The organism is Burkholderia sp. HMSC10F09 (assembly GCF_001806955.1).
Lineage (GTDB): Bacteria > Pseudomonadota > Gammaproteobacteria > Burkholderiales > Burkholderiaceae > Burkholderia > Burkholderia multivorans.
Map to the genome: position 1 here is coordinate 1 of NZ_KV786557.1, position 3,346 is coordinate 3,346.

The 3,346-nt window shown below is 66.2% G+C and carries 5 protein-coding genes; 2 read left to right on the plus strand and 3 right to left on the minus strand.

The genetic code is table 11. The annotated features are described in order from the left end of the window. The 3 genes from HMPREF3115_RS04505 to HMPREF3115_RS31470 form a co-directional block, all read right to left on the minus strand. Positions 1 to 221 (minus strand): FecR/PupR family sigma factor regulator (locus tag HMPREF3115_RS04505; protein WP_141751637.1); only part of this gene is annotated, 221 nt, incomplete at its 3' end. Positions 222 to 223: 2 nt separating this feature from the next. Then, the gene (locus HMPREF3115_RS04510) at positions 224 to 733 is read right to left on the minus strand and encodes a sigma-70 family RNA polymerase sigma factor (protein WP_006402185.1); all 510 of its coding nucleotides are present in this window, start codon (positions 731 to 733) and stop codon (positions 224 to 226) included. Between the two features lie 66 nt (positions 734 to 799). Next, on the minus strand, positions 800 to 1,261 hold the full coding sequence (locus HMPREF3115_RS31470; RefSeq protein ID WP_227747607.1) for a hypothetical protein: 462 nt from the start codon (positions 1,259 to 1,261) through the stop codon (positions 800 to 802). Between the two features lie 109 nt (positions 1,262 to 1,370). Between HMPREF3115_RS31470 and HMPREF3115_RS04515 the strand changes: the two genes are divergently transcribed. Both HMPREF3115_RS04515 and HMPREF3115_RS04520 read left to right on the plus strand, forming a co-directional pair. Continuing rightward, complete coding sequence (locus HMPREF3115_RS04515; RefSeq protein ID WP_006405030.1) at positions 1,371 to 2,531, plus strand: porin; 1,161 nt, start codon at positions 1,371 to 1,373, stop codon at positions 2,529 to 2,531. Between the two features lie 272 nt (positions 2,532 to 2,803). Continuing rightward, positions 2,804 to 3,346: lytic transglycosylase domain-containing protein (locus HMPREF3115_RS04520; protein WP_141751636.1), on the plus strand; the 543-nt coding region annotated here is incomplete at its 3' end.

The following is a 3,346-nucleotide window of genomic DNA, read 5'->3' on the forward strand; positions in this document are numbered from 1 at the left end:
CGCGCCGCCTGCGCGTCGACGCCGGCCGCGAGCCGGCCCAGACGCTGCTGCATCGCTTCGAGATGACGCCACGCGGCGTCGTGTGCCGGATCTTCGGCGCGCCAGCGTGCGAGCGCGGCCGCGCTCGCACGCGTGTCGCCGCCCGCATGCAGGTCGACCCACCACTCGACGGCACGACGCGCGACGTCCGGCGCGATCGCCGGCCTGCCGGACGCGGCCATCGTCATGCCGCCATCGCGAAGAAGCACTGCGCGCCGGCCTTGATCAGATAGCGCTTGACCGTCGCGAGCGACACGCCGAGCTCGCGCGCGATCTCCGCCTGCGTGAGCCCGTCGAGCTGGGCGAGCAGGAACGCGCGCTTCGCGGCGGCCGGCAGACCGTCGAGGAGACGGTCGATCTCGAGCAGCGTGTCGAGCACGACCGCCCGCTCTTCCGGCGACGGCGCATACACGTCCGCGCGCTGCGCGAGCGCGTCGAGATATGCGCGTTCGAGCTGCTCGCGCCGCCAATGGTTGTACAGCACGCGCTGTGCGACCGTCGTCAGGAACGCGCGCGGCGCCTCGGCGCCGATCGGCTCGTCGCGCGCGAGCAGACGCATGAACGTATCGTGCGCGAGATCGGCGGCGCGATGCGCGCAGCCGAGCTTGCGGCTCAGCCAGCCGCGCAGCCATGCATGATGGCCGGCATACAGCGCGTCGATTTCTCGATGGAGGGACAGCTTGTCAGCAGACATGGCCGGATTCCGGAGGCGGTCGGGAGCGTTTCTGTAAATGAGAATGATTATTATATACAAAACTGACTACCCGACCGCCGCGGGCGGCGCCATGCGTGCGCCGCCGGTGCTGCACGGGGAGACGCTTATCGAGATAGCAAACGGAATCGTGGTCGCACGTGGGACGTGACGATCCGCAACCTCGATTACGCATCGCTTTGGGAGAGCGACATGCGCGATGACGACACGCATCTGCAATCGACGCGCGCGCGATGCACGATCGCATCGTCGCGGCAGCCGCACACCACCGCACACCACAATGGTTGCGCGCGCAAATAACATAATCGCGCCCGTTAAAACCATTCGATTCATTAAAGAATCAATTGACGAATCCACGACAATCGCCCACACGCTGGGCGCGTAATGAAAATCGCCGAAAATTGTCACGCGGCGCGCAAATTTCGAATATTGATATAACGTATTCAGTGGCGATTGATACGCGATCGTCAATAATTCAGATCTCTCAATAGACCCTTGCGCAGCACGCATCTGTCTGCTTCAGGCCACAAAAGAGAATCTCATTTTTGTCGTTTACGCATGCATCGGTAGTCTCCTGCCATTCCGATTCACGCATACCAATCCACTTGTAGGAGATGAAATGAAACGCACGGCCCTCTCGCTGATTTCGCTTGCGTCGCTCGCGGCCGCGCCGCTTGCGCACGCGCAGACGAGCGTCACGCTGTACGGCGTAATCGATACGTCGATTACGTACGTCAACCACGCGCAAGGCAAGGACAGCGCGTGGCTGCTCGGCAACAGCAGCGCCGGCAACCTCGCCGGCAGCCGCTGGGGGATCAAGGGCGCCGAGGATCTCGGCGGCGGGCTGAAGGCGCTGTTCCAGCTGGAAAACGGCTTCGATCCGAGCAGCGGCCGCCTCGGCCAGGGCAACCGCATGTTCGGCCGCCAGGCGTTCGTCGGGCTGTCCAGCGATCGCTACGGCACGATCACGCTCGGCCGTCAGTACGATCCGCTGATCGACCTCGTGCAGGGCATCACCGCCGACAACTATTTCGGCAGCGTGTTCGCGACGCCGGGCGACGTCGACAACTACGACAACAGCTTCCGCGTCGACAACGCGGTCAAGTACACGTCGCCCGTGCTCGGCGGCCTGCAGTTCTCCGCGATGTACTCGTTCGGCGGCATCGCCGGCAGCACGGGTTCCGCGCAGTCGTATTCGGCGGCCGTGTCGTACAGCAACGGGCCGTTCAGCGTCGCCGGCGGCTACTTCCACGCGAACAACAGCCCCGCGTCGAACGGGCTGCGCGACGGCTGGACGAGCTCGTCGGACGGCACGTTCGACGGCCCGATCAACAGCGGCTACGCGAGCGCGCATTCGATCGGCATCGCGCGCGTCGCCGGTCAGTACGTCGCGGGGCCGTTCACGTTCGGCCTCGGCTACAGCAACGCGCAATACCGCCGCGATGGCAGCTCGGTGTTCGGCTCGAACGAGCACTACAACACCGGGCAGGGCTTCGTGAACTACCAGGCGACGAACGCGCTGCTGGTCGGCGTCGGCTACAGCTACACGCGCTCGGGCGGCGACACGTCGGCGACCTATCACCAGGTGTCGGCCGGCGCCGACTACACGCTGTCGAAGCGCACCGACGTGTATCTGACCGCCGCCTACCAGCACGCGAGCGGCCGGACCGGCGACGGCAGCGGCGGCACGATGGCCGCGCAAGCCTCGATCGGCTCGTACGGCTATGCGGGCACCAGCTCGCAGACGATCGTCAACCTCGGTCTGCGTCACCGCTTCTGAGCGGCGCGGCGCCGCGCCCGCTGCCCCTGTGCGGCGGTGCGCGGCACCGGTCCGGCGATCGATCGACACGGCGGCTTCGGCCGCCGTCGTCGTTTGCGGCGCGCACGCCGCGGGCGGGGACGGCGCGGGACGGCGCGGCGCGCCGGCCGGAAACGACCACGCGCGAAATGCAAAGGAAGGTTCGACGCGAGCCATGGGTGCGTGCGCTATGGCACACTTCGCGTCTGCGTGATTTCCTTGCATCGGGCGGTCGCTTGCCGCCCCAACCTGCCATGCCGTGTCAGACCGTCCGTTCGATCAGCCGCGCCACGCTGAAATTCGCCGCGACCGCCGCGATGTCGCTCGCGCTGCACGGGCTCGCGCATGCGGACTGCCTCGACGACGCGGCTGCGTTCCAGCACGTGAGCGTCAGCCTGCTGCGCGGCATCGCGCAGGTCGAATCGGGGATGAATCCGAACGCGGTCAACACCAACGCGAACGGCACGATCGACATCGGGCTGATGCAGATCAACAGCTCGTGGCTGCCGACGCTCGCGCGCGAAGGCATCACGCAGCAGAGCCTGTTCGATCCGTGCACGAACGCCTATGTCGGCGCATGGATCCTCTCGCAGAACATCCGCCAGCTCGGCCCCAACTGGAACGCGATCGGCGCGTACAACGCCGCGTCGCCCGACAAGCGCCTCGCGTATGCGCGCAAGGTCTTTGATGCGATCCGCACGATGCCGGATTCTCCGGATACTCCGATGCCCATCCTTCCGCCTTCGTTCACGCCGCCGCAACAGCCGTACAACCCGTTCGCGAGCCTGACCGCACCC

Excerpts from the sequence above, each read along its gene's own strand:
- HMPREF3115_RS04515 (WP_006405030.1), top strand. The coding sequence starts at position 1,371 with ATGAAACGCACGGCCCTCTCGCTGATTTCGCTTGCGTCGCTCGCGGCC.
- HMPREF3115_RS31470 (WP_227747607.1), bottom strand. The coding sequence starts at position 1,261 with ATGCGTGCTGCGCAAGGGTCTATTGAGAGATCTGAATTATTGACGATC.
- HMPREF3115_RS04510 (WP_006402185.1), bottom strand. The coding sequence starts at position 733 with ATGTCTGCTGACAAGCTGTCCCTCCATCGAGAAATCGACGCGCTGTAT.